Source organism: Burkholderia sp. SIMBA_062 (genome assembly GCF_046534765.1).
GTDB classification, from domain to species: Bacteria; Pseudomonadota; Gammaproteobacteria; order Burkholderiales; family Burkholderiaceae; genus Burkholderia; species Burkholderia ambifaria.
In genome coordinates this window covers 16601-40016 of sequence record NZ_JAWRYD010000034.1, presented here as the reverse complement: position 1 = coordinate 40016, position 23416 = coordinate 16601, and the positions used below count along the sequence as shown (strand labels likewise).

The 23416-nt window shown below is 65.4% G+C and carries 20 protein-coding genes, 1 tRNA gene and 1 pseudogene; 11 read left to right on the top strand and 11 right to left on the bottom strand.

All coding sequences use genetic code 11. From position 1 onward, the window contains the following. Positions 1-129: 129 nt before the first annotated feature. From SB786_RS28720 to zwf, 6 genes are all read right to left on the bottom strand, one after another. Complete coding sequence (locus SB786_RS28720; protein WP_410730424.1) at positions 130-591, bottom strand: type VI secretion system amidase immunity protein Tai4; 462 nt, start codon at positions 589-591, stop codon at positions 130-132. A gap of 73 nt (positions 592-664) precedes the next feature. Continuing rightward, a complete protein-coding gene (locus SB786_RS28715) occupies positions 665-1021 on the bottom strand; it encodes a DUF1493 family protein (RefSeq protein WP_410730423.1) in 357 nt (118 codons plus the stop codon). Then, positions 1021-1452: an STM2901 family protein gene (locus tag SB786_RS28710; protein WP_410730422.1), complete on the bottom strand. Its 432-nt coding sequence runs from the start codon at positions 1450-1452 to the stop codon at positions 1021-1023. The genes SB786_RS28715 and SB786_RS28710 overlap by 1 nt, the downstream gene beginning before the upstream one ends. Before the next feature lie 575 nt (positions 1453-2027). After that, positions 2028-3956: a bifunctional transcriptional regulator/glucokinase gene (locus SB786_RS28705; protein ID WP_410730421.1), complete on the bottom strand. Its 1929-nt coding sequence runs from the start codon at positions 3954-3956 to the stop codon at positions 2028-2030. Continuing rightward, positions 3934-4614: a 6-phosphogluconolactonase gene (gene pgl, locus SB786_RS28700; protein WP_410730420.1), complete on the bottom strand. Its 681-nt coding sequence runs from the start codon at positions 4612-4614 to the stop codon at positions 3934-3936. Before pgl ends, SB786_RS28705 begins: the two co-directional genes overlap by 23 nt. A gap of 87 nt (positions 4615-4701) precedes the next feature. Next, on the bottom strand, positions 4702-6171 hold the full coding sequence (zwf, locus tag SB786_RS28695; RefSeq protein WP_410730419.1) for a glucose-6-phosphate dehydrogenase: 1470 nt from the start codon (positions 6169-6171) through the stop codon (positions 4702-4704). A gap of 429 nt (positions 6172-6600) precedes the next feature. Here zwf and SB786_RS28690 point away from each other — a divergent pair, with 429 nt between their 5' ends. From SB786_RS28690 to SB786_RS28675, 4 genes are all read left to right on the top strand, one after another. After that, a complete protein-coding gene (locus SB786_RS28690; protein ID WP_212061260.1) occupies positions 6601-7848 on the top strand; it encodes an ABC transporter substrate-binding protein in 1248 nt (415 codons plus the stop codon). 138 nt (positions 7849-7986) lie between these two features. Beyond that, the gene (locus tag SB786_RS28685) at positions 7987-8925 is read left to right on the top strand and encodes a carbohydrate ABC transporter permease (protein WP_006756156.1); all 939 of its coding nucleotides are present in this window, start codon (positions 7987-7989) and stop codon (positions 8923-8925) included. After that, on the top strand, positions 8915-9772 hold the full coding sequence (locus tag SB786_RS28680; RefSeq protein WP_410730418.1) for a carbohydrate ABC transporter permease: 858 nt from the start codon (positions 8915-8917) through the stop codon (positions 9770-9772). The genes SB786_RS28685 and SB786_RS28680 overlap by 11 nt, the downstream gene beginning before the upstream one ends. 112 nt (positions 9773-9884) lie before the next feature. Further along, positions 9885-11000 carry an ABC transporter ATP-binding protein gene (locus tag SB786_RS28675; RefSeq protein ID WP_006750822.1) on the top strand — a complete coding sequence of 372 codons (1116 nt, stop codon included), beginning with the start codon at positions 9885-9887 and terminating at the stop codon, positions 10998-11000. An 87-nt stretch (positions 11001-11087) separates the two neighbouring features. On the opposite strand, the gene SB786_RS28670 is transcribed toward SB786_RS28675, so the two are convergent. From SB786_RS28670 to trxB, 3 genes are all read right to left on the bottom strand, one after another. Further along, complete coding sequence (locus tag SB786_RS28670; protein ID WP_006750823.1) at positions 11088-11711, bottom strand: trimeric intracellular cation channel family protein; 624 nt, start codon at positions 11709-11711, stop codon at positions 11088-11090. Continuing rightward, entirely contained in the window at positions 11698-12477 is a 780-nt protein-coding gene (locus SB786_RS28665; RefSeq protein WP_410730417.1) for a Smr/MutS family protein, read from the bottom strand. The genes SB786_RS28670 and SB786_RS28665 overlap by 14 nt, the downstream gene beginning before the upstream one ends. Before the next feature lie 136 nt (positions 12478-12613). Further along, positions 12614-13576, bottom strand: coding sequence for a thioredoxin-disulfide reductase (gene trxB, locus SB786_RS28660; RefSeq protein ID WP_006756164.1), 963 nt, complete (start codon positions 13574-13576; stop codon positions 12614-12616). Positions 13577-13992: 416 nt separating this feature from the next. Here trxB and SB786_RS28655 point away from each other — a divergent pair, with 416 nt between their 5' ends. The 3 genes from SB786_RS28655 to SB786_RS28645 all read left to right on the top strand — a co-directional run bounded on the left by SB786_RS28655 (position 13993) and on the right by SB786_RS28645 (position 18542). After that, complete coding sequence (locus SB786_RS28655) at positions 13993-16302, top strand: DNA translocase FtsK (RefSeq protein ID WP_410730416.1); 2310 nt, start codon at positions 13993-13995, stop codon at positions 16300-16302. A gap of 46 nt (positions 16303-16348) precedes the next feature. Beyond that, positions 16349-17038, top strand: a complete 690-nt coding sequence (lolA, locus tag SB786_RS28650) for an outer membrane lipoprotein chaperone LolA (protein ID WP_410730415.1) — start codon at positions 16349-16351, stop codon at positions 17036-17038. Positions 17039-17231: 193 nt separating this feature from the next. Beyond that, a complete protein-coding gene (locus tag SB786_RS28645) occupies positions 17232-18542 on the top strand; it encodes a replication-associated recombination protein A (RefSeq protein WP_410730414.1) in 1311 nt (436 codons plus the stop codon). Between the two features lie 37 nt (positions 18543-18579). Here the strand turns inward: SB786_RS28645 and SB786_RS28640 are convergent, their stop codons facing one another. Continuing rightward, on the bottom strand, positions 18580-18846 hold the full coding sequence (locus SB786_RS28640) for a DUF2164 domain-containing protein (RefSeq protein ID WP_006750829.1): 267 nt from the start codon (positions 18844-18846) through the stop codon (positions 18580-18582). Positions 18847-19097: 251 nt separating this feature from the next. Between SB786_RS28640 and serS the strand changes: the two genes are divergently transcribed. From serS to SB786_RS28625, 3 genes and pseudogenes are all read left to right on the top strand, one after another. Then, complete coding sequence (gene serS, locus SB786_RS28635; protein WP_410730413.1) at positions 19098-20399, top strand: serine--tRNA ligase; 1302 nt, start codon at positions 19098-19100, stop codon at positions 20397-20399. 114 nt (positions 20400-20513) lie between these two features. Then, a tRNA-Ser gene (locus tag SB786_RS28630) sits at positions 20514-20604 on the top strand. Positions 20605-20706: 102 nt separating this feature from the next. Further along, positions 20707-20913 (top strand): annotated as a pseudogene (locus tag SB786_RS28625) (methyl-accepting chemotaxis sensory transducer); the annotation flags it as partial. Positions 20914-20946: 33 nt separating this feature from the next. On the opposite strand, the gene SB786_RS28620 reads toward SB786_RS28625, so the two are convergent. After that, the gene (locus SB786_RS28620) at positions 20947-22107 is read right to left on the bottom strand and encodes an alkane 1-monooxygenase (protein ID WP_410730412.1); all 1161 of its coding nucleotides are present in this window, start codon (positions 22105-22107) and stop codon (positions 20947-20949) included. Between the two features lie 539 nt (positions 22108-22646). Between SB786_RS28620 and SB786_RS28615 the strand changes: the two genes are divergently transcribed. Continuing rightward, positions 22647-23300, top strand: a complete 654-nt coding sequence (locus SB786_RS28615) for a GNAT family N-acetyltransferase (protein WP_229061854.1) — start codon at positions 22647-22649, stop codon at positions 23298-23300. Positions 23301-23416: the final 116 nt, after the last annotated feature.

Sequence of the window (23416 nt, the reverse complement as noted above, 5' to 3'; positions counted from 1 at the left end):
ACGCGCCGCGCCCGCGATTTGCTTTTGATCGCCTCGCGGGCAGCCCCGGCGCGTCGAACAGCAATTTCGCGGTGTCGGGGCGTGCGTGCAGTCAAATGTCGGCCACGCATTTGACTGCTCACGTCCGCGTCACCTGGAACGGCCAGACGAACGATCGTCGAGTTCGTAGCTTCGCTTTGGGTTGATCACAAACCGCTTGGCTTGGGCGTCGAGTTCCTTGCTGTGGTACAGATCCAGGCATTTCAAAAAATCGAACCTCACGCCTTTGATTTCGGATTCGACGATCGGATTGCGGTAGTCTCGTGCAAGAAAGCGATTGACCAGCGATTTGCCCGCGTCGGGGTTCCGTTCCAGATCGAAGTCGGTCCAGTCCATCAGTGCACTGGCGCTGCTTCCCGCGTCCATCGTAGCGGACGGTTCATTCCGATAAGCGGTCGCGACGCATTCGGCGAGCACCATGTCCTTATAGTTCTGCGCGTAGGTTCGGGCGCGAGCGTGCGGCGACGACGTTGTATCTGTTGCATGGCCCGATTGTGCCGCCAACGTCAGTGCCGAAAATATCACACACCGGAGCAGCGGATTTTGTCTCATGGCAGACTCCAGAGGTGTACACAGATCCAGCACGTCGCCTAAAAAATAAACCGGTCTATTTGGCGAGGTGCAATCAGCGCGGCAGACTTTCCAAGCGCTGATTGTTCCACTCTCCATCCAAAATAGCCTGATAGAGCATGCCTAGAGTCAGTGGCACTTTGTCATATTTTTCGCGGCGTTTTCTGGAGAAAGCCATCCGCGCCACTTCAATCAAGCTAAAGCCCTCTCCTGAGAAGTAGCGATTGAACTCAAAATCTCCAACTCGCACCGGAAATTTATCGAAGAAGCTCTCCATAAACTCGACCGCATCGTCGCCAGTGATATCCAAATCACCCTCGACGGCATGACCTTTTGTGAGAATTTTTTTGGGGCTAACACCGGCCTCCCTTCTCACAAAATCCTCAAACTCGTTCCATGTAAACTGGCTCATCAGAACACCTTGTCCTCGGGCTTAACAAGCGCGTTATAGCGCGACACGGAACGAATGCTGATCATCGTGACATTGTTGGCAGCAATGACCCAGCCAACGACAGGAACCGCGCGCCCAACGAAAACCCCAATGTTTCTTACCAGAATGAACCTCAAGCGCTTAACGCTGGCGTTGGTCAGCGTTGGGAGGATCTTCTTCTTCAAATCGTAGTCAAGATACTTGCGACTCAATATCGACGCAACAGAAGTACCTGGCGTGGTACCAAAGGGCTTTGCTCGTGTTGGCATCCAGTTTTGACCGGCCGCAATGGCAACCACTGCTGCTACATCGTCAACACCAAGCTCCTTGCATGTCTCATCGATAAAGACGAGGAAAAACAGCTCCATTGGCGTGAGATCTCGATGTGCACCAAAGTCATAGGTATTGTTCATTATAGTATTCCTCTCTCAGGCTCTCGACGAGGCTGAAATCTCGAAGAGCACGATCCCCCGCCTATCGTCCAGGGTGCTGCCTCCCAGCGAAGGCGGGAATTTGATCACTTCTGCTTTGCCCCATCGCTGGATATTGGTGGGCACGTTGCCCCCAATCGTTCGCGTAACTTTCTCCGCGGAATTTATCGGCGCGTAAATGCGCATTGCTGCTGCCCATACGGCTGAAAAACGTGGTCTAGGCATATCCCTCTCCGCAAACTGGATGAACGTGATGCTGTCGATGCCAATCGGGGTTCTGTGAGAAACGCGCTATTTCTCGCATCGGACCGGGATGGCGGCATCACGCGGAGTGAAGGAAGTTACCGAGCCTGGGCAACTGCTGACAATTGGACTCGTTCGAAAATGGGAGTGTGTACGAACGTATGACGTCACGCGCAGCCCTCGGCAGACGGCATCATCGATGCCTGCCGGGCCGCTGTCGTGCGGGGCGGTGCCGCTCATGCAAAAACACCCCGAACGCCGGGCCTGAATCCAGCGTTCGGGGTGTCGTGGATCGACGGCGTTTCGCCGAAGCGTCAATCCCGCGCGACGTCCTTCGCCGCCGGCGAAGCCCCATGACTCAACCAGTCGAGCACGTCGGCCGTTTCGTCGTCGCTCGCCCGTGCGCGCGCCTGCGCGACGGCCTCCGGCAACTCGCCGTTGGTCGACGCGCGACGGATCGCGACGCCGACCGCGAGGACATCGATCATCAGCAGATGAAGGACGCGCGAGATCATCGACAGTTGCGACTCGCGCATCTCGATGTGGTCGGTCTCGAGCGCGACGGTCGCGCGCTTCGCGAGCGGCGTGTTGCTCGACGTGATCGCGATCACCTTCGCACCGGCCTGCATCGCGACCTCGAGCACGCGCAGCAACTCGGGCGCGCGTCCCGACTTCGACACCGCGACGATCACGTCGCCCTTGCCGAGCAGCGCGGCCGACGCGGCCTGCATGTACAGGTCGCCGTACGCGATCGTCGGAATCCCGAAGCGGAAGAACTTGTAGTGCGCGTCCTGCGCGACGATGTTCGAGTTGCCGAGCCCGTAGAACTCGATGCGGCGCGCGCCGTTCAGGATCTCGATCGCATTCTCGACGTGCTCGAAGTTCAGGTGTTCGCGCAGCTGCAGAATCGCGGACACCGTGTTGTCGAGCACCTTCGCGCCGAAGTCGGTGGCCGTGTCGCCGAGATGCACCTGGCTGTGGCTCATCGGAATCGTGCCGGTGAGGCCGGTCGCGAGCTTCAGCTTGAAGTCCGACAAACCCTGGCAGCCGAGCGAGCGGCAGAAGCGGATCACCGTCGGCTGGCTCACGTCCGCCTTGCGCGCGATGTCGACGATCGGGTCGTTGATGATCGAGCGCGGATGGTTCAGCGCGAGATCGGCGACGCGGCGCTCCGCCGGTGTCAGCGCGTCGCGCATCTGGCGAATCCGCTCGAACACCGCCGACGACGCGCCGCCCGAACGGTTCGACAACTGCTCCGCGAGAATCGCCGACACGCCGAGGAACGCCGGATATTCGGCGGTGATCAGGTAGGTCGGGATGTTCTGCAGATAGTGCGTGAAACGGCCCTTCGCCTCGAAGCGCGCGCGGAACGACGAGCGCGTGAACAGTTCGCCGAGCTTCAGCGCGACGCCGCCGCCGATATAGACGCCGCCGAGCGCGCCGAGCGTGAGCGCGACGCTGCCCGCGAACGCGCCGAGAATCCCGCAGAAGCATTCGACCGCCTCGAGCGCGAGCGCTTCGCCCGCGTGGGCGCGCTCGACGATCTCGACCGTGTCGACGTTCGCGGCGACGCGCTTCTTGTCGCGCGCGGCGAGCGCACGATAGATGATCTCCATGCCGGGGCCGGCGCACACGCGTTCGAACGACACGTGCGGAAACTTCTTGCGCGCGTACTGCAGCACCAGATCCTCGCGCTCGTCTTGCGGCGCGAACGATGCGTGGCCGCCTTCGCTGCCGAGCGCGATCCAGCGATCGTCGGCCGGAATCAGGCCGGATACGCCCAGGCCGGTGCCGGGCCCGAGCAGCCCGATCACGCTGTTCTGGCGGCGCGTGCCGCCGCCGATCTGCACGCGCTGCGCATCGGTGAGGCCGGGCAGCGCCATCGCGAGCGCGGTGAAGTCGTTGACGACGAGCAGCGTGTCGAAGCCGAGCGCGCGGCGCGTCGCCTCGATCGAGAAGCTCCAGTCGTGATTGGTCATCGTGACCTGGTCGCCGTCGACCGGGTTCGCGATCGCGATCGCCGCGTGGTTCACGCGGCTGATCTTCACGTCCTTCAGATACTTGCGGATCGCGTCGGTGATCGTCGGATAGTCGGCGCCGGGATAGACGCGGATCTGCGTGATCTCGCCCGGGCCGGTTTCCAGCGCGAAACGCGCGTTGGTGCCGCCGACGTCCGCGAGCAGGCGCGGGCCGTCGGCATGCTGGGCCGCGACGACAGCCTTACTTTGCGCACCAGTAGACATCGAGCTTGGTCCCCTTGTCGTTGGCCAGGTGGGAAATCGCGTTCTTCTGCAGCGTGGCGGCCGCGGCGTCGAGCACGTCGCGTTTGCGGCTGCCCGCGATCAACAGGAAGAGCTGGTCGACGTGCTTCAGCGCATCGAGCGAAAAGCTCACGCGCGCATGCGGCGCGGCGCCGGGATGCACGGCGACGAAGCGCTCGGGCGTCGTGATCGCGTGGTCCCATTCGGGCGCGTCCGCGAAGATCGACGCGGTGTGGCCGTCCTCGCCCATGCCGAGCACGGCGACGGTCGGCACGCGGTAGTCGGCGTTCGCGTTCAGCGCGGCGACGTGCGCATCGAGCGTGCTGCGCGTGTCGACGAGCGGCAGGAAGCGGGCAGGGGCCGCCGCGTGTTGCAGCAGCGTGTCGCGCACGAGTTGCGCGTTGCTGGCCGCGTCGTCGTCCGGCACCCAGCGGTCGTCGACCAGCGTGACGTCGACGCCAGCCCAGTCGAGCGCCGCGTGCGACTGCGTTTGCAGGAACGGGCGCGGGCTCGTGCCGCCGGACACCGCGAGCGTCGGGCGCGCGGGGCCGGCGAGCGCTGTGCGCAGCGCATCGCCCACGGCGCGCGCGAGCGCTTCGCTTTGCGCTTCCTGGGTGTCGAAAGCGTGAATCTCGATCACATCTCCTCCGGACTGCTTTGTCTGTTCAATTCGTGTGAATCGTGGGGCACGTTGCCGTGCGCCAAACGCGCACGGCAACGGTTTGCATCAATTTTCTTCTTCGAGCCAGCAGGTGCCGTGCTGCGCGAGCATCGCGCTCGCCGCGGCCGGCCCCCACGTGCCTGCCGCGTACGGCTTCGGCGGCTTCAGCGAGCGCGCCCATTCGTTCAGGATCGGCTCGACCCAGCGCCACGCGGCTTCCTGCTCGTCGCGGCGCACGAACAGCGCGAGGCGGCCGTTGATCACGTCGAGCAGCAGGCGCTGGTAGGCCTCCATCTGCCCTTCCTTGAAGAACTGGTCGAACGCGAGGTCGAGGTGCACGCTCGCGAGGTTCATCCCTTCGCCGGGCTGCTTCGCGAGGCAGTACAGGCGAATCGTCTCGTTCGGCTGCAGCCGGATCACGAGGCGGTTCGCGCCGGCGCGCAGCGCGGTGGGCCCGAGCGCCGAGTGCGGCACCGGACGGAAATTGACGACGATCTCCGCGACGCGATCGGCGAGACGCTTGCCGGTGCGCAGGAAGAACGGCACGCCGGCCCAGCGCCAGTTCTCGATCTCGACCTTCAGCGCGACGAAGGTTTCGGTCTGGCTGTCGGGCTTCACGCCCGGCTCGGTCGCGTAGGCCGGCACCTGCGCACCCTTGATCACGCCCGCATGATACTGGCCGCGCACCGCGACCTTGCCGATGTCGCGCGGATCGACCGCTTTCAGCGCACGCAGCACGCGCAGCTTCTCGTCGCGCACCGAGTCGGAATCCATCGAGTGCGGCGGCTCCATCGCGACGATCGACAGCAACTGCAGCAGGTGGTTCTGCACCATGTCGCGCAGCGCGCCCGTATTGTCGTAGAAATCGCCGCGCGCTTCGACGCCGAGCTCCTCGGCAATCGTGATCTGGATGCTCTCGACCCATTCGCGGCGCCACAGCGGCTCGAACAGCGCATTGCCGAAGCGCAGCGCCAGCAGGTTCTGTACCGGCTCTTTCCCGAGGTAGTGGTCGATCCGGTAGATCTGGTCCTCGGCGAAGATCTCGCCGACCGCATCGTTGATCGCGTTCGACGAGCGCAGGTCGTAGCCGAGCGGCTTCTCGAGCACGATGCGCGCGCCTTCGTTCAGGCCGACCGACGCGAGCGCCTTGCAGATCGGCACGAACAGCGACGGCCCCGTCGCGAGATAGAACACGCGGATGCCGGGCAGTTGCGCGACCGCGTCACGCAGCACGGCGTAGTCCTCCGCGCGGCCGAGGTCGAGCTTCACGTATTCGATGCGCTCGAGGAAGGCGTGCCACGCGCTGTCGTCGAACGCCTTGCCGGCCGCCTTCGCCGCATGCGGCTTCACGTGCGTGTCGACCCACTCGAGATAACCCGCCCGATCCGATTCGTGCCGCGCGACGGCAACGATCCGGCCGCTTTCCGCGAGCATGTTGCCGCGGTGCGCTTCGAACAGCGCGGGCAGGATCTTGCGCATCGACAGGTCGCCGGTGCCGCCGAAAAGTACGAAGGTAAAGCTGGAATCGGTATGCATGTGTCTCCGCCGGTTGGGGTGCTGGGAAGCGATCCGTAGTGCGATAAAAATATTTTTGACACTGAATTGTAGTTTAACTACAATCCGCCGCAAGGGGTAGCACCTGGGTGAAGAAAAAAAGAAGTGCGGTCGATGAACTGCGCGAGCTTCGCCTTCGGGAGCGCCTTGTGCCGAATGTTATCGGACATTGATGGTGCGCATCGTCCGCGCGCCGTCGCCCCGGGCTCGCGCCGCGGCATCGCGGCAGGCCAGAAACACAATGAGGAGACACGCCGTTGAATCTCGATTCACGCTTTCTGTAAGAGCCCGGCCGGTCATCGGCCCCGTACGCTGCACGCGTCCCGCGGCTCGATTTCCCCGTCGTTTATCAAGAAGCCGGTTCCCGGTCAGGGAACTTCACGAGTTGATTCAGTCTGGAGGAGATAAGTAATGAAAGTTCGCTCGATCATGGGCGCGCTCTGCGCCGCGGGTCTGATGGCCGGCGCCGTGGCGGCGCAGGCGGCCGAGAACGTAACGGTGCTGCACTGGTGGACCTCGGGCGGCGAGTCGAAGGCCGTCGGCGTGCTGAAGGACGACCTCCAGAAGCAGGGCTACGTGTGGAAGGACTTCGCGGTCGCGGGCGGCGCGGGCGCGGCGGCCATGACCGCGCTGAAGACCAAGGTGATCAGCGGCGACTCCCCGTCGGCCGCGCAGATCAAGGGCCCGCTGATCCAGGACTGGGCCGACCAGGGCGTGCTCGTCAACATCGATTCCGCTGCCGGCGACTGGAAGCAGAACCTGCCGCCGGAAATCGACAAGATCATCAAGTACAAGGGCCATACCGTCGCCGCGCCGTTCTCGGTGCACCGCGTGAACTGGCTCTATATCAACAAGGCCGCGCTCGACAAGGTCGGCGCGAAGGTGCCGACCACCTGGCCGGAGTTCTTCGCGGTGGCCGACAAGCTGAAGGCCGCGGGCATCCAGCCGGTCGCGATGGGCGGCCAGCCGTGGCAGGACCTGACGCTGTGGGAAGACGTCGTGCTGTCGCAGGGCCCGGCGTTCTACAAGAAGGCGCTCGTCGATCTCGACCAGGCCACGCTGAACTCGCCGCAGATGGTGTCGGTGTTCGACACCGTGCGCAAGATCCAGGGCTACTTCGACACCGGCCGCAACGGCCGTGACTGGAACCTCGCGACCGCGATGGTGATCAACGGCAAGGCCGGCATGCAGTTCATGGGCGACTGGGCGAAGGGCGAGTTCGAGAACGCCGGCAAGAAGGCCGGCAAGGACTATATCTGCGCACCGGTGCCCGGCACCGCGAATTCGTACACGTTCAACGTCGACTCGTTCGTGTTCTTCCAGCAGAAGGGCCAGAAGGACGCGACGCCGGGCCAGCTCGCCCTCGCGAAGACCATCATGACGCCGGCCTTCCAGGAGCAGTTCAGCCTGCTGAAGGGTTCGGTGCCGGTACGCCTCGGCGTGAAGATGGACAAGTTCGACGACTGCGCGAAGAAGTCGTATGCCGACGAGCAGACCGCGATCAAGTCGGGCGGCTTCGTGCCGTCGCTCGCGCACGGGATGGCGCAGGGCGACGCGACGGCCGGCGCGATCACCGACGTCGTCACGAAGTTCATGAACTCGCAGCAGGATTCGAAGAGCGCGGTCGCCGCGCTCGCGAAAGCCGCGAAGGTGAAGTAAGGCGCAACGCGCGCCCGGCCGGAAACGCATCGTCGGCCGGGCGTTTTTGCACGTGCAGCAAACGGGCTCGCCCGCGGGCCCGCGCCGTACTCGGCGCCGGCCCGGCCTGCGCCGCCCTCGTTCCAGGAGTCGAATCAAGTGGCTGCCCCTCTTAGCGGAAACGGATCCGGCGCTGCCGTCGCGCGGCGCACGTCGCCGATGTCGGCCTTCGCCGATCGCTGGATTCCGAAGCTCGTGCTCGCGCCGAGCCTCGCGATCGCCGTCGTGTTCATCTACGGTTTCATCCTGATTACCGGCTATCTGTCGCTGACCAACTCGCGGCTGTTGCCGAACTACGAATTCGACGGCTTCGGCCGTTACTCGGACCTGTTCCAGAACGACGTGTGGTGGACCTCCGCCGCGAACCTCGGCTGGTTCGGGATTCCGTTCATCGCGATCTGCGTCGCGCTCGGGCTGTTTCTCGCGATCCTGCTCGACCAGCGAATCCGCAACGAAGGCGCGCTGCGCGCGATCTTCCTGTACCCGATGGCGCTGTCGTTCATCGTCACGGGCACCGCGTGGCAGTGGATCCTGAACCCGGGCCTCGGCCTGGAGAAGGTGATGCACGACTGGGGCTGGACGAGCTTCTCGTTCGGCTGGCTCGACGATCCGGACAAGGCGATCTTCTGTGTCGTGATCGCCGCCGTGTGGCAGTCGACCGGCTTCGTGATGGCGCTGTTCCTCGCCGGGTTGCGCGGCGTCGACGCCGAGATCTTCAAGGCCGCGCAGGTCGACGGCGCGACGCTGCCGACCATCTACCGCAAGATCGTGATCCCGAGCATGCGCCCGGTGTTCTTCTCGGTGCTGCTGATCCTCTGCCACATCACGATCAAGACCTTCGACCTGGTCGTCGCGCTGACGGCGGGCGGCCCCGGCACGTCGTCGTCGCTGCCGGCCATGTTCATGTACACGTTTTCGTTCAACCGCGGCCAGCTGGGCTTGGGCGCGGCGTCGTCGGTGATGATGCTCGCGACCGTGGTCGCGGTGCTGGTGCCGCTGATGTATATGGAATCGAGGAGCACCCGCAATGCAGCCTAAGATGACGATCAGCCGGGCGGTGATCTATGCGGCACTGATCCTGTTCGCGCTGTATTTCCTGTTCCCGATCTACGTGATGCTGTCGACGTCCTTCAAGGATCTCGACCAGTTGCGCACCGGCAACCTGCTGACGCCGCCCACCAGCTGGACCTTCGATCCGTGGGTGAAGGCGTGGAGCGGCGCGTGTACCGGCGTGCGCTGCGACGGGATGAAGCCGTTCTTCCTGAACTCGCTGCAGATGGTGATTCCGGCCGTGCTGATCTCGTCGCTGATCGGCGCGTTCAACGGCTACGTGCTCACGCACTGGCGCTTTCGCGGCGCGGATGCGCTGTTCACGATGATGCTGGTCGGCTGCTTCATCCCGTTCCAGGTGATCCTGCTGCCGATGGCGCGCCTGCAGGGGATGCTCGGCCTCGCGAATACCATTCCGGGCCTGGTGTTCGTGCACGTCGTGTACGGCATCGCGTTCACGACGATGTTCTTCCGCAACTTCTACGTGAGCGTGCCGGCCGAGCTCGTGAAGGCCGCACGCATCGACGGCGCGGGTTTCTTCACGATCTTCACGAAGATCCTGCTGCCCGTGTCGCTGCCGATCTTCATGGTGTGCCTGATCTGGCAATTCACGCAGATCTGGAACGACTTCCTGTTCGGGATCGTGTTCTCCGGTGTCGACTCGATGCCGATCACGGTCGCGCTGAACAACCTCGTCAACACGTCGACGGGCGTGAAGGAGTACAACGTCGACATGGCAGGGGCGATCATCGCCGCGCTGCCGACCCTGCTCGTCTACGTGGTCGCCGGCCGCTACTTCGTGCGCGGGCTGACGGCGGGCGCGGTGAAGGGGTAAGCGCGGTTTCATCCGATACGACGAACCGGCCGCGCCCGACGCGCGGCGCATCGAAACGAACCCGACGCGGCGCCGCAATGCGCCGCGCGAGACGAGACAGAGGATTCACAGCATGGCAAGCCTTTCCATCCGTGACGTGTACAAGACCTACCCGAACGGGGTGCCGGTCCTGAAGGGTGTCGACATCGAGATCGAGGACGGACAGTTCCTGATTCTGGTCGGCGGGTCGGGCTGCGGGAAGTCGACGCTGCTCAACATGATCGCCGGCCTCGAGACCGTGACGAGCGGCGAGATCTGCATCGACGGCAAGGTCGTCAACGACCTGTCGCCGAAGGATCGCGACATCGCGATGGTGTTCCAGTCGTACGCGCTGTATCCGTCGATGACGGTGCGCGAGAACATCTCGTTCGGCCTGAACATTCGCAAGGTGCCCAAGAGCGAGCAGCAGCAGATCGTCGAGCGCGTATCGGCGATGCTGCAGATCCAGCACCTGCTCGACCGCAAGCCGGGCCAGCTGTCGGGCGGCCAGCGCCAGCGCGTCGCGATGGGCCGCGCACTGGCGCGCGATCCGTCGCTGTTCCTGTTCGACGAGCCGCTGTCGAACCTCGACGCGAAGCTGCGCATCGAGATGCGCGCCGAAATCAAGCTGCTGCATCAGCGTCTCGGCACGACGATCGTCTACGTGACGCACGACCAGATCGAGGCGATGACGCTCGGCGACCGGATCGCGGTGATGAAGGACGGCGTGGTCCAGCAGTTCGGCGCGCCGCAGGACATCTACGATTCGCCGTCGAACCTGTTCGTCGCGGGCTTCATCGGCGCGCCGCCGATGAACTTCATCAACGGCAAGCTGGTCGAGCAGGGCAGCGGGATCGCGCTCGAGATCGACACGGGCGTCAAGCGCGGTGCGCTCAACCTGCCGTTCGATGGCCAACTGAAGTCGCACGTGGGCCGCGAGGTGATCCTTGGCCTGCGTCCGGAACGCATCACCGACGTGCGCCACGCGCACAACGGCGACGCGTCGCACCTGCAGCCGTTCGACGTGCGCGTCGACGTGACCGAGCCGACCGGCCCGGACACGCACGTGTTCGCGCAGGTCAATGGCAAGCGGATCGTGAGCCGCGTGCATCCGGCCGCGAACCCGCAGCCCGACCAGACGCTGTCACTGCTGTTCGACGTGTCGAAGGCGGTGCTGTTCGATCCGGCGTCGGAAGAGCGGATCGCGTGAGCGGCGCTTGCGCTGAATGAAAGAGACGGGGCCGTCTCTGAACGGCCCCTTTCGTTTTTGCGTGTGGCGATGCGCGGCGCGGCAGCGTCAGTGCGGCAACCGCACGTCGAACTTGAACGTCGCGAGCCGCGCGACGAGGATGAAGCCGGTCGCGAACAGCACGCTGTACACCGAGTCGAACTGCAGCCACGCGAGCAGCAGGTAGAACCAGCAGCCGACGAACGCGCAGGTCGCGTACGGCCGCGAATCGCGCAGGATCAGCGGGATGTCGTTGCACAGCACGTCGCGGATGATGCCGCCGACCACGCCGGTGATCACGCCCATCATCACCGCGATGAAGCGCGGCATCTCGGCATCGAGCGCGATCGCGGTGCCCGAGATGCTGAAGATGCCGAGCCCGATCGCATCGGCCACCAGCAGCAGCCGCTCGGCCGACAGTCGCGACAGCATCCGCAGCACGATCGGCGCGAACAGCGCGAGCACGAAGATCGCGATCACGTAGTCGTCGTGGATGACCCAGTAGAACGGCCGGCGTTCGAGCAGGATGTCGCGCAGCGTGCCGCCGCCGAACGCGGTGGCGAGCGCGACGACGAACGTGCCGACCGAGTCGAGACGGTTCTTGCGCGCCTCGATGAAGCCCGAGATCGCGAACGCGAGCGTCGCGATCGCTTCCAGTATCGAGATCGCGAGCGTCAGCCTAGGATGCGGCACGCGGCCCCCGGTCCGCGGGCGCCGGCAGCGGCTGCAGCAGCACGAGCACCGCGCCCGCGCCGCCGTCGTGGCTGCGCGCCTCGCAGAACGCGATCACTTCTTCCTTCTGTACGAGCCACGCGCGCACCTTGCCTTTCAGCACGGGCTCCTTGCCGATCGAGCCGAGCCCCTTGCCGTGGATCACGCGCAGGCAGCGCAACCCCTTCTTGCCGGCCTCGCGGATGAACTCCGCGAGCGCGTCCCGCGCCTCGTCGCGCCGCATCCCGTGCAGGTCGAGCTGCGCCTGTACGATCCACGCTCCGCTGCGCAGCTTGCGCACGACCTCGCGGCTGATGCCGGGGCGGTGGTAGTACAGCGATTCGTCGCTGTCGAGCAGCGTCTCGGGATCGAATTCGTCGGACAGGGTCGCGTTCAGCACGTCTTCCTCGTCGCGCTGCGTCTGCTTCGGCACCGGGTCGGGCGGCATGCGGCCGGGCTTCGCGCGCGGCGGCGCGTTCAGCGGCTGGATCGCGCCGATTTCATTGCGGAACAGGTTCGCGTCGGCTTCCGCCTGGCGCGCGACCTTCGCGGTTTCGACGCGGGCGCGCTCGCGGCGGTCGGCTTCGCCTTGCAGCGACTTGCGAAGCGCGCCGAGGCCGGCCAGGCCCTGGCCGCGCAACGTGGCGGCATCGGGCGCGGGCGGCGGCGCGGCGGGCGCCGGGTTCGCGGGACGGGCGGCGATCTGCCGCTTCGCGGGATCGCTCGGATGGGGCTGGTTCTTCGCCATGATTCGGTAACCGGGGCAGGCGCGTTCGGACGCGCGGGCACAAAAAAGCCGCTGCACGGCGGCAGCGGCTTTCCGGTCAAGCCCGCTTCGCGGCAGCGGACGCCATTGTAGCGCCCGGCGGCCGAACGCTTGACGCTTACTTCTTGTCGTGCAGGCTTTCGAGGTAGCGCTGTGCGTCGAGCGCGGCCATGCAGCCCGTGCCGGCGCTGGTGATCGCCTGGCGGTACACGTTGTCCTGCACGTCGCCGGCGGCGAACACGCCCGGCACGCTGGTCGACGTCGCGTTGCCGTGCAGGCCGCTCTTCGTCAGGATGTAGCCGTCCTTCATCTCGAGCTGCCCCTGGAACAGGTCGGTGTTCGGCTTGTGGCCGATCGCGACGAACACGCCCTGCACGTTGAGATCCTGCGTCGCGCCGGTCTTCACGTTCTTGATGCGCAGGCCGGTGACGCCCGACTGCTCGCCCGTCACTTCGTCGAGCACGTGATCCCACTTGATGTCGACGACGCCTTCCTTTTCCTTCTCCAGCAGGCGGTCGATCAGGATCGGCTCGGCGCGGAACTTGTCGCGGCGGTGGATCACCGTGACCTTCTTCGCGATGCCCGTCAGGTAGAGCGCTTCCTCGACGGCCGTGTTGCCGCCGCCGATCACCGCGACTTCCTGGTTGCGATAGAAGAAGCCGTCGCACGTCGCGCAGGCCGACACACCCTTGCCCATGAAGGCTTCCTCGGACGGCAGGCCGAGATACTGCGCGGACGCGCCGGTCGCGATGATCAGCGAGTCGCACGTGTATTCGCCGGAATCGCCGATCAGCCGGATCGGCTGTTCGTGCAGTTTCGCGGTGTGGATGTGGTCGAATACGATTTCGGTGTTGAAGCGCTCGGCGTGCTCCTGGAAGCGCGCCATCAGTTCCGGGCCTTGCACGCCCTTTGCGTCCGCCGGCCAGTTTTCGACGTCGGTCGTGGTCATCAGCTGGCCGCCCTGTGCGATGCCGGTGACCAGCACCGGGGACAGGTTGGCGCGTGCCGCGTAGACGGCAGCCGTGTAGCCGGCGGGGCCGGAACCGAGAATCAGGACTTTGGCGTGTTTGGGCGTGGACATGTGCGAATCCGTAAAAGGCGGCCGCGGCGGGCGGGATAAGGCTCGCCGGACGGTCCGGGTTGACCGGGATGCCGTCATAGATGGGTATCAGACGCGCATTATAAAGGCCCCGTTGCTGCACTGCCGAACGAGAGTTTCAATCGTGGCGATAGCGTTTCCCGGGAGGTGGCTCGCGGCGCAGCGCGGCGGCGCCGGCGGGGCGGGGCACGGCCGCCGTTGCCCGTGGCGGCGCATTTCCGTGGGCGGGCGCCAGGGACTGGCTGGCCACAGGCTCCGGATCGCGCGTGCGGTGTGTGCTTCACACGCCCGGCCCTCTCATGTAACCGTCATTTACACTTGGCGGCCCGGTGCAGCGTTTACAATGAGCGCGATCGAACGACAGGCGGGCGCGCGGCCCGTCCTCTTTATACGGATTCATGGCAAAAGCTCCTTATTCCGCCCAGGCACAGGCGTTGCCGCACCGGATGTCGAAGCTCCTCACGGAGATCCGCTGGATTCTCCAGGTCGCGCTCTGCGCTTTTCTGGTGATGGCCCTGTTGAGCTACAGCCGGCGCGATCCGAGCTGGACGCACGCGGCCCAGGTGGACCACATCTCGAACTGGGCCGGCCGCGTGGGCGCGTGGACGGCCGACATCATCCTGCTGCTGTTCGGCCTGTCGGCCTACTGGCTGATCGTGCCGCTCGGACGGCGCATCGCGGTCAACTACCGGCGCATCACGCGTCACGAGGCGGTCGTCGACGAACCGGAGCGGCCGATCGGCTGGCTCACCGAGATCTTCGCATTCGTGCTCGTCGTGCTCGCGTGCGACGGCATCGAGGCGCTGCGGATGTGGTCGCTGAAGGTACAGTTGCCGCGCGCGCCGGGCGGCGTGATCGGCGAGGCCGTGGCGGGCGCGATGTCGCACGCGTTCGGCTTCACCGGCGGCACGCTGCTGCTGTTGATCGCGCTCGCCATCGGCCTGTCGCTGTATTTCCGCTTCTCGTGGCTGTCGGTCGCCGAGCGCGTCGGCGGCGCGATCCTGTCCGCCGTCAACGTCGCGAAGCTGCGCCGCGAGGCCGGGCGCGACCGCAAGCTCGGCGAGGCCGCGGCCGTGCGCCGCGAAGGCAAGGTCGAGGAGGAGCGTGTGCGCATCGAGGATCACGAGCCCGTGACGATCGTGCCGCCGGTCGTCACGCCGGCGAAGTCCGAGCGCGTCGAGCGCGAGCGCCAGGTGCCCCTCTTCACCGACCTGCCGGGCGATTCGACGCTGCCGCCGGTGTCGCTGCTCGATCCCGCGCCGAAGACGCAGGAAGCGATTTCCGCCGATACGCTCGAATTCACGTCGCGGCTGATCGAGAAGAAGCTGAAGGATTTCGGCGTCGAGGCGAGCGTCGTCGCCGCGTATCCGGGCCCGGTCGTCACGCGCTACGAGATCGAGCCGGCCACCGGCGTGAAGGGCAGCCAGATCGTCAACCTCGCGAAGGATCTCGCGCGTTCGCTGTCGCTCGTGTCGATCCGCGTGGTCGAGACGATCCCCGGCAAGAACTACATGGCGCTCGAGCTGCCGAACCAGCGCCGCCAGACGGTGCACCTGTCCGAGATCATCGGCTCGGAAGTCTATGCGGCCGCATCATCGGCGCTGACCCTGAGCCTCGGCAAGGACATCGGCGGCAAGCCGGTGTGCGCGGATCTCGCGAAGATGCCGCACCTGCTGGTCGCCGGCACGACCGGTTCGGGCAAGTCGGTCGGGATCAACGCAATGATCCTGTCGCTGCTGTACAAGGCGACCGCCGAGCAGGTGCGCCTGATCCTGATCGATCCGAAGATGCTCGAAATGAGTGTCTACGAAGGCATTCCGCACCTGCTGTGCCCGGTCGTCACCGACATGCGCCAGGCCGGCCATGCGCTGAACTGGACGGTCGCGGAGATGGAGCGCCGCTACAAGCTGATGAGCAAGCTCGGCGTGCGCAACCTCTCCGGCTACAACAACAAGATCGACGACGCGGCGAAGCGCGAGGAAAAGATTCCGAATCCGTTCAGCCTGACGCCGGACGATCCTGAGCCGCTTGGCCGCCTGCCGAACATCGTTGTCGTGATCGACGAGCTCGCCGACCTGATGATGGTCGTCGGCAAGAAGGTCGAGGAGCTGATTGCGCGGATCGCGCAGAAGGCGCGCGCGGCCGGCATTCACTTGATTCTCGCGACGCAGCGCCCGTCCGTCGACGTGATCACCGGCCTGATCAAGGCGAACGTGCCGACGCGGATCGCGTTCCAGGTGTCGTCGAAGATCGACTCGCGCACGATTCTCGACCAGATGGGCGCCGAATCGCTGCTCGGGATGGGCGACATGCTGTACCTGCCGCCGGGCAGCGGGCTGCCCGTGCGCGTGCACGGCGCGTTCGTCGGCGACGACGAAGTGCATCGCGTCGTCGAGAAGCTCAAGGAGCACGGCGAGCCGAACTACGTCGAAGGGCTGCTCGAAGGCGGCACCGCCGACGGCGACGAGGGTTCGGCCGGCGCGGGAACCGGCGAAGGCGGCGGCGAGTCTGATCCGCTGTACGACCAGGCGGTCGAGATCGTCATCAAGAACCGCCGCGCGTCGATTTCGCTCGTGCAGCGCCATCTGCGGATCGGCTATAACCGCGCGGCGCGGCTGCTCGAACAGATGGAACAGTCGGGGCTCGTGTCGGCGATGTCGTCGAGCGGCAACCGCGAAATTCTTGTGCCGGCGCGCGACGCGGAATGAGTCCGCGGCGCCCGCGGCGCCGGCCACCCACGGAGAAAACCGCAATATGCAGCAACATTCGTTCGCATTGTCCCTTCGTTCGACGCGGCGCTGGCTGGGCGCGGCGCTCGCCGGCGCATCGCTGATGCTCGCGGCGACGCACGCGTTCGCGAGCGGCACCGAGCAACTGAAGGCATTCGTGTCGCAGGTGCGTTCGGCGAAGGGCGAATTCACGCAGCAGATCGTCAAGGCGCCGAGCAAGGGCGCGAGTGCCGCGCAGGCCGCGCCGAAGCCGAACGACAATTCGAGCGGCACGTTCATGTTCTCGCGTCCGGGCAAGTTCATCTGGACGTACCAGAAGCCGTACCAGCAGGTGCTGCAGGCCGACGGCGACAAGCTCTACGTGTACGACCGCGACCTGAACCAGGTCACAGAGCGCAAGCTGAACGGCGCGCTGGGCGCGAGCCCGGCCGCGATCCTGTTCGGCAGCAACGATCTCGACAAGAACTACACGCTGCGCGATGCGGGCGAGAAGGGCGGGATCGACTGGCTCGAGATGTTGCCGAAGGCGCAGGACACGCAGTTCCAGCGGATCGGCATCGGTTTCCGCAACGGCACGCTCGCTGCGATGGAACTGCACGACGTGTTCGGCAACGTCACGTTGCTCACGTTCACGAACATCCAGACGAATCCGCCGCTGAAGGGTGATACGTTCAAGTTCGTCGTGCCGAAGGGCGCGGACGTGATCAACGGCTGACGGCGTCGCACCGTTGTCCCGACACGGGCCTGCCGGCAACGGCAGGCCCGTGTTGTTTGGGGGCGCGGGCACCGGGCGCGGGCACCCGCCGCGGGCACCAGCCGCAGGCCACGGCGGCGCAGTCGCGCGGCTGTCATAATATTGGGTCCGGCGGCCCGTTCGGCCGCCATTGTCTGATCTGGAGCGAGGGTTCATGTCCGACCTGTTTCAAGTCGAGCCGCGCCGGCCGCTCGCCGAGGCGCTGCGGCCCAAGACGCTCGCCGAGGTGATCGGCCAGACGCACCTGCTGGGCGAAGGCAAGCCGCTGCGGCTCGCGTTCGAATCCGGCAAGCCGCATTCGATGATCCTGTGGGGGCCGCCCGGCGTCGGCAAGACGACGCTCGCGCGTCTTACCGCGCTCGCGTTCGACTGCGAATTCATCGCGCTGTCCGCGGTGCTCGGCGGCGTGAAGGACATCCGCGAGTCGATGGAGCAGGCGAAGGACACGCTGAACCGCACCGGCCGCCACACGATCCTGTTCGTCGACGAAATCCACCGCTTCAACAAGGGGCAGCAGGATGCGCTGCTGCCGTTCGTCGAGTCGGGCCTCGTGACCTTCATCGGCGCGACGACCGAGAATCCGAGCTTCGAAGTCAACTCGGCGCTGCTGTCGCGCGCGCAGGTGTACGTGCTGCAGTCGCTGAACGACGACGAGATGCGTCAGCTGCTCAAGCGTGCGCAGGAAATCGCGCTCGACGGCCTCGCGTTCGACGACAAGGCGGTCGATACGCTCATCGGTTATGCGGACGGCGATGCGCGGCGCTTCCTCAACCTGCTCGAGCAGGCGCAGACGGCCGCTTCGTCCTCCCGAATCACGACCATCGATGCCGATTTCGTCAGCAGCGCGATGACGCTGAACGCGCGGCGCTTCGACAAGGGCGGCGACAATTTCTACGACCAGATCTCGGCGCTGCACAAGTCGGTGCGCGGTTCGAGCCCGGACGGCGCGCTGTACTGGTTCTGCCGGATGATCGACGGCGGCGCGGATCCGAAATATCTCGCGCGCCGCATCGTGCGGATGGCGTGGGAAGACATCGGCCTGGCCGACCCTCGCGCGCTCCAGGTGGCGAACGACGCGGCCGAGACCTACGAGCGGCTCGGCTCCCCCGAAGGCGAGCTGGCGCTCGGGCAGGCGGTGATCTATCTCGCGTGCGCGGCGAAGAGCAACGCGGGCTACAACGCGTTCAACCAGGCGATGGCGTTCGTGAAGCAGGACAAGTCGCGCGAGGTGCCCGTGCATCTGCGCAATGCGCCGACCAAGCTGATGAAGGAACTCGGCTACGGTCATGCGTATCGCTACGCGCACGACGAGCCGAACGCCTATGCGGCTGGCGAGACCTACCTGCCGGAAGGCGTGCGCGAGCCGCGCTGGTACAAGCCGGTGCCGCGCGGGCTCGAATCGAAGATCGCCGACAAGCTCGCGTGGCTGCGCGAACTCGACCGCGAGGCCGGCAAGAAGGACTGACCGGCCACACGCGGCGGCGGGCGCGGTGCCGGCTGCGTCAGCGCTTGCGGCCCGGCTGCTTCTTCCAGTACTCGAACGGCTCCGCGTGGCATTCGATGTCGAGTTCGGCGACCCGTGCGTGCAGGCGCTCCTGCGCATCGGCGATCGCGAGGTTGTAGATCGCCGGCGCGATTTCCTCGACGAAGAAGTGCAGCAGCGCGCCGGCCTGGATGTTGCCGATCGGCTCGTCCATGTTTTCTGTGAAATAGCGTTGCAGCGACGCGATCGCGCGGTCGCGGACATCCTTGTCCAGCTCGATGGCCATCGGGTTCCCTCTGGTGATGGTGATGCGAAGGCGGGTGCGTGGCCCGCCGCGTGACGCCCGGCCGGCGCGGTTGTCGCGCGCTGCGCGGCGGCGCTGCACGACGTGCTTCGCCGGCTGCCGACGCGCAGGCCGACAATGCGATACTGCCACGTCTGTCGCGCGTTTGCGGCACTGTCCTTCCGGCCAGTGCCGTGGCGAGCGCGCGGTGCGTTAGAATTCCCGTCTTACACAACGATTTCCCAAGTCCTCCCATGCTCGACATCCAGTTGCTGCGCAAAGACCTCGACGGCGTCGCGAAGCGCCTCGCCGATCGCGGCTACACCCTCGACGTCGCCGCGTTTTCCGCCCTTGAAGCGGAACGCCGCGCGATCCAGACCCGTACCGAAGAGCTCCAGGCGCGCCGCAACAGCCTGTCGAAGCAGATCGGCGCGATGAAGGGGAAGGGCGAGGACACGTCGGCCGTGATGGCCGAAGTCGGCGGGATCGGCGACGAGATGAAGGCGTCGGAGGTCAAGCTCGGCGAGATCCAGACGCGCCTGTCCGACCTGATGCTGGGCATGCCGAACATCGCGCACGAAAGCGTGCCGGTCGGCAACGACGAAGCCGACAACGTCGAGGTGCGCCGCTGGGGCACGCCGCGCCAGTTCGACTTCGCGGTGAAGGATCACGTCGACGTCGGCACGCCGCTCGGTCTCGATTTCGAAACCGGCGCGAAGCTCGCCGGCGCACGCTTCACGATGCTGCGCGGCTCGATCGCACGCCTGCACCGCGCGCTCGCGCAGTTCATGATCGACACGCACACGCTGCAGCACGGCTACAGCGAGACGTACACGCCGTACATCGTGAATCCCGAGATCCTGTACGGCACGGGCCAGCTGCCGAAGTTCGCGGACGACATGTTCCGCGTCGAGAAGGGTGGCGGCGAGAACACGATCACGCAATACCTGATCTCGACGTCCGAGATTTCGCTGACGAACACCGTGCGCGAATCGATCGTCGAAGGCTCCGCGCTGCCGATCAAGCTGACCGCGCATTCGCCGTGCTTCCGCTCGGAAGCCGGCTCGTACGGCCGTGACACGCGCGGGATGATCCGCCAGCACCAGTTCGACAAGGTCGAGATGGTGCAGGTCGTTGCTCCCGACGCATCGTACGCGGCGCTCGACGAGATGGTCGGCCACGCGGAAGCGATCCTGCAGAAGCTCGGCCTGCCGTACCGCGTGATCACGCTGTGCACGGGCGACATGGGTTTCTCGGCCGCGAAGACGTTCGACCTCGAAGTGTGGCTGCCCGCGCAGAACACCTATCGCGAGATCTCGAGCTGCTCGAACACCGAGGCGTTCCAGGCGCGCCGGATGCAGGCGCGTTTCCGCAATGCGCAGGGCAAGCCGGAACTCGTGCATACGCTGAACGGCTCGGGCCTCGCGGTCGGACGCACGCTCGTCGCGGTGCTCGAGAACTACCAGAATGCCGACGGTTCGGTCACGGTGCCGGAAGCACTGCGTCCGTACATGGGCGGCATGGAGCGAATCGACGCGCCTGCACAGGCGTCGTAACGCGGCCTTCAAACCCCGCGCAAAAAATTTGCCGAAAGGGCTTGTCAGCGAGGAAACGATCGTCTTATAATCTTTTTCTCGCGGAAACGACCAGCCGCGAGATGTAGCAAGGAAGGAGAGGTGGCAGAGTGGTCGAATGTACCTGACTCGAAATCAGGCGTACGGTTTCCCCGTACCGTGGGTTCGAATCCCACCCTCTCCGCCAAAATACGAAGCCCCGTGATCCGAAAGGATCACGGGGTTTTTCGTTTGGGTCGCCGGTTTCATGAGCACGGCTGCGTCGATGCCGGGGTACGGGGGAGACCGCACGAGCGTCGGCGAGATCTCGTCCGCATCGCAGGAGCAGAGCGGCGGCATCCAGCAGGTGAACGTCGCGGTCACGCAGATGGATGAAGCGACGCAGCGCAATGCGGCGCTGGTCGAACAGGCGTCGGCCGCGACGCAGGCGCTGGCCGAACAGGCGAGCGCGCTGCGGCACGCGGTCGCCGTGTTCAGGCTGCCGCAAGCCGCGTGACGATATCGCCGAGTGCGGCCGCGCGGTCTTGCATCACGCCGCCGCCGAATACTGCGCGAGCACGCGAGCGCGGATCGACGGCTTGATGTTCGATTGCGCCATGTTGCCGCCGTAGTGCGCGACGACGCGCGGATTCATCACGCGATACCAGAGCGGCGGCACATAGGCGAACAGGATCATCGTCGCGTAGCCGGCCGGCAGTTGCGGCGAGTCGTCGAAGTGGCGCAGCGCCTGGTACGAGCGCGTCGGGTTCGCGTGATGGTCGGCGTGCCGCTGCAGTTGATACAGGAACAGGTTGGTGACGACGTGATTGCTGTTCCACGAATGCTGCGGCGCGCAGCGTTCGTAGCGTCCGTTCGGCAGCTTGCGACGGCCGAGCCCGTAGTGCTCGACGTAGTTGACGACTTCGAGCAGCGACGCGCCGTATACGGCCTGGATCACGAGGAACGGAATCACGACCTTGCCGGCCATCGCGATCGCGATGCCCCACACGACGACGGTCATCGCCCACGCATGCAGGACCTCGTTGCGCCAGGTCCATGGCGAATGCCCGAGCCGTTCGAGGCGCGCTGTTTCGAGCCGCCAGGCCGAGCGGATGCTTCCCGTGACCGTGCGGGGCAGGAAGGCCCAGAACGATTCGCCGTAGCGCGCGCTCGCCGGGTCCTCGGCGGTCGCGACGCGCACGTGATGGCCGCGGTTGTGCTCGACGAAGAAATGCCCGTACGCAACCGGCGCGAGCGTGACTTTCGCGAGCCAGCGTTCGAAGCGGCTGGTCTTGTGCCCGAGTTCGTGCGCGGTGTTGATCGAGATGCCCGTCGCGGCGCCGAGCGACAGCGCGAAGCCGACGTAGTCATACCACGCGAGCGCATGCGTGCCGACGATCCACACGCACATGAAGAACGCGATGTATTCGACCAGCGTCGCGAGATAGACGATGTAGCGGTAGTAGCGCGCCCGTTCGAGGTGCGGGACGACGGCTTCGGGCGGATTGTCGCGATCGCCGCCGATCAGCGTGTCGAGGATCGGAATCACGCCGAACGCGAACAGCGGGCCGAACCACCAGAACAGGTGAAGGCCCGTCGACAACGCAAGCTGGGCCGAGAAGATCGGCAGCGTGATCGTCACCGCACCGAGCAGCCACAGATAACGCTTGCCATCCGACCAGCCCGAGGCCGATTCGTCGGTCATTGCCATTGTCTCCCTCCTTTCGGGGCCGGCTCCTGCGCTTGCGGGCGCGGCGGCCACACGTGCACGTTTATCGTCGTTCGAATCGTCGTTGGTCCGCGACACGGCGCGCGGCACCGGATCGGTGGCCCGGTTGTGCCAGTTATACGACCGTCGCGCACGCTTTCCAAACTCCGGCGCTAGGCATGAAACTCCAAACGGCGGGCTGCCGATGACGCGGGTCGGGAAGGGCCGGCAAGGGGGTGATTGAAACAGGCCCACGCGGCCCGATCCAGCCGTGCGGCCGGGGTCTCGTCAGAGGAATGTAGGTTGTGATGCTCGCGTGCCTCCAGTGGCCAGCTTCGCAACGAATGTTGCAATGCAATAAGTGCGGCTCAACGACGTGCGGCGCGCCAGTCCTTTTTCGTACATATGTTACGAACGATTACGGTCGCGGCGATCAAATGCAGGACGCGCGCCACATGAATCCCATACATGACAAGGCGAGGAGGGCGACATGTCCGCCCTTGTGGCTCGCTCGCCATACCTCACTGCGCATCGCCGCGCCAATGCTGCATCTGCACACCCGCGCCAGCGCGACATCCGTTGCCTTTCGATCCGCGCTGTCATTTGAAAATAACGATTTGACTCATGCCCCGCTTTCGGTTGAAGCTAGTAGCTTGCTGTCCGAAGGGGGCTGTGCCTGCATGAGTTCGACCTTGACCGTTCGTCGTATCGCTGCCGACCAGGGCCGCGTGTATCGCGAACTCCGCGCCGCGTCATTGCGTGAGCCCTACGCGCCCGGCGAAGCGCCGGAGGCCGAATTGCTGAACGTCGATGCCGACGCGGCGGCGGCCATCGCCGCGCTGCGCGCCACGTCCGACGAGTCGACGACTTTCCTGCTGTACACCGAAGGCCATCCGGCCGGCATGATCGGCGCGTATTTCGACAATACGCCCGAGCGGCGCGCGTTCGTCAGCGAGCTGTGGGTCGCGCACGCGGTCCGTCATCTGCGCGGCGGCGTGCTGTTGCTGGAAACGGCCACCGCGTGGCTGGCCGAACGCGGTGCACAGGACGTCTATGCATGGATCGCCGATGCGAACCGCAACGCCATCCGTTTCTACGAACGCGCGGGTTTCGGCAACACGGGCGAGCATGCACCAATCGCGCGCATGCCCGGCGCGATGAAGTCGTTGTTCGTGTCGCACTTCAACACACCCTGACGCATGAACGTGCGGGCCGCACGGCGCAATGATGGCCCGGTCGCCCGTCCCACTGCCCCCCTTCTGGTCGCGCGTTCGCCGCGGCCTGGTTTCCCAAAAATGATGGCTGCACGCGT